The sequence below is a fragment of the Pseudomonas agronomica genome, from assembly GCF_025917275.1.
In the GTDB taxonomy this organism is placed as follows: Bacteria; Pseudomonadota; Gammaproteobacteria; order Pseudomonadales; family Pseudomonadaceae; genus Aquipseudomonas; species Aquipseudomonas agronomica.
This window is the reverse complement of the sequence record NZ_JAOSHO010000685.1, coordinates 1-2139: the sequence shown is the minus strand read 5'-3', so window position 1 is coordinate 2139 and position 2139 is coordinate 1. Positions and strand designations below refer to the sequence as shown.

At 61.0% G+C, this 2139-nt stretch carries 3 protein-coding genes; 1 reads left to right on the top strand and 2 read right to left on the bottom strand.

Annotation, left to right across the window (positions count from 1 at the left end; all coding sequences use genetic code 11):
* Positions 1–32 precede the first annotated feature (32 nt).
* Both OC610_RS26170 and OC610_RS26165 read right to left on the bottom strand, forming a co-directional pair.
* Entirely contained in the window at positions 33–329 is a 297-nt protein-coding gene (locus OC610_RS26170; protein WP_264431982.1) for a PsiF family protein, read from the bottom strand.
* 152 nt (positions 330–481) lie between these two features.
* Entirely contained in the window at positions 482–1372 is an 891-nt protein-coding gene (locus OC610_RS26165) for a lipase family alpha/beta hydrolase (RefSeq protein WP_264431978.1), read from the bottom strand.
* Between the two features lie 226 nt (positions 1373–1598).
* On the opposite strand from OC610_RS26165, the gene OC610_RS26160 reads away from it, so the two are divergent.
* Positions 1599–2129, top strand: coding sequence for a ferritin-like domain-containing protein (locus OC610_RS26160; RefSeq protein ID WP_030140123.1), 531 nt, complete (start codon positions 1599–1601; stop codon positions 2127–2129).
* The last annotated feature ends 10 nt before the right edge of the window (positions 2130–2139 follow it).

The window sequence follows — 2139 nt, the reverse complement described above, 5'->3', positions numbered from 1 at the left end:
AGGGCCCTGATCGGTCGGGAAAAAACCAGCCCTTATTTTTTCTTCAGGCACTCGCTCATGAATGTCTTGCGAGCGTCACCCTTCAACGCCTGGGCAGTGGCGGTGGCGTTGCAGGTCTTCATGCGCTCCTGCGGCGTGCCGGGAGTAGCGGCGGCCGGAGCGGCCTTCAAGCAGTTGCTCATGAATGCTTTGCGTTCGTCGCCCTTGAGCGCCTTGGTGGTGGCGTCGGCGTTGCAGGTAGTCATCTTGGTTTGCTGGGCCGTGGCGGCAAAGCCTTGGGAACACAGCAGCAAACCGATCATCAACAATGGGACACGCAGCATCTTCATGGTGTTTCTCCTGGTTGCCGTACAAGGGTACGGCGATAGGGTGCAGTGTAGACAAAGCCTGTTACACCTTCATCTGTCTGATTTTTCGGTGCCAGGTCCACCGATTTCGCGAGCAGGCTCGCGAAGAACGATAACGCGGCCCTCCTGACGATCTACACCCCAGCCGCCTTCAACCGCTCCGCATGCTCGACAAACAACCGGATCGGCTCCGCTCCCCGGCCCACCAACCCCAGCGACTGATTGACGATGTCGAAATGGTCCAGCGGATAATCATCACGAATCACCGTGCCCAGGTGCGAACTGTAGCGCCCGACCATGCCGTCGCACTGCCCCGCCTCGCGCACGAAGGTCCGGGCAAACAAGCGGCAGCTTCGATTCGTGCCATCGAACAGGTTGCGGCCCTTGTCAGTCTTGCCCGGCTGCAACGTTCCGGACCAGGAGTAATAACGCACGCCATTGACCTCTTCCGGGCCGTGGCCACCCCAGGTGGATGGCAAGCCCTGTGGATAACGTTCATTGAACAGTGCAACGCCGGCGGTTGTCAGCGAGGCGTGGGAGGCGTTGAGGTCAGCCGGCAGCCTTGGTCCGTGGTAGCCCGTGTCCAGCAAACACATCAGCCCATTGATCAGCCGCAGCAGGGCGCTGAGCAGACGCCCCTTGGCGCTGTCGGCCGGGTAGTGGGTTTGCAGGTAATCGGCCAATTCGGAACCGTGGTTGGTGCCAGCCACCGAGGTGACCGACGCCACCAGGTCCGGACGTTTGGCTGCTGCGTAGCGGGCGGTGAGAGCACCCTGGCTGTGACCGATCAGGTTGACCTTCCGCGCGCCGGTTTGCTGCAGCACTTCCTCGATCCGCGCGAGCAACTGCTCGCCACGAACCTCGGATGAATGCAGGGGCGAGACCTTCACCGGGATCACCACCGCCCCGCCCCGGCGCAACGCCTCCACGATGCCATACCAGTACGGATACAAGACCAGGCGAATGAAACCGAGCATGCCCGGGACCAGCACCAGCGGATAGCGAGTGGCACAGCGTTGCGACATGGCGACATCCTTGCGATCAAGAGGGGGTCAGCATCAGTACCGATGATGACCAGTCTATGACACCCGAGTCACTTCAGCCCGATCAACCCTACCGCCGCTCACCGGAACCTTCGGTCACGCCGTGGAAAAATCCGGTAAAACTTTTCCAGGATCGCGTCACTCAGAACTAGAGCGACCACGCCCGCAGAGCGTGGCGCCCTACCGGATCAGCCTCCAGGAGAACGAGATGAGCGACATGCACTTATCCGACGTCACCACCCTGCGCGAACGTGCCCGCCAGAACGTCCAGAACGGCGCGGTCACTGAAGGCTACAACGCCGATCGACAGGAAATAATCCGCCTGCTGAATGAAGCATTGGCCACTGAATTGGTCTGCACGCTGCGCTACAAGCGCCATTACTTCATGGCCACTGGGCTGAAGGCCAGCGTCGCGGCGAGCGAGTTCCTCGAACACGCCAACCAGGAATCCGAGCACGCCGACCGGCTCGCCGAGCGCATCGTGCAACTGGGCGGCGAACCGGAATTCAACCCCGACTTGCTGACCCGGCACTCCCACGCCCAGTACGTGGCCGGCAATACACTCAAGGAAATGGTGTTCGAAGACTTGGTGGCCGAACGGATCGCCATCGACAGCTACCGGGAAATCGTGCAGTACATCGGCGAAAAAGACCCGACCACCCGGCGCATCTTCGAAGACATCCTGGCCCAGGAAGAAGAGCATGCCGATGACATGGCCGATATCCTGGCCGATCTCTGATACGCCTTTG

Excerpts from the sequence above, each read along its gene's own strand:
- OC610_RS26170 (WP_264431982.1), bottom strand. The coding sequence starts at position 329 with ATGAAGATGCTGCGTGTCCCATTGTTGATGATCGGTTTGCTGCTGTGT.
- OC610_RS26165 (WP_264431978.1), bottom strand. The coding sequence starts at position 1,372 with ATGTCGCAACGCTGTGCCACTCGCTATCCGCTGGTGCTGGTCCCGGGC.
- OC610_RS26160 (WP_030140123.1), top strand. The coding sequence starts at position 1,599 with ATGAGCGACATGCACTTATCCGACGTCACCACCCTGCGCGAACGTGCC.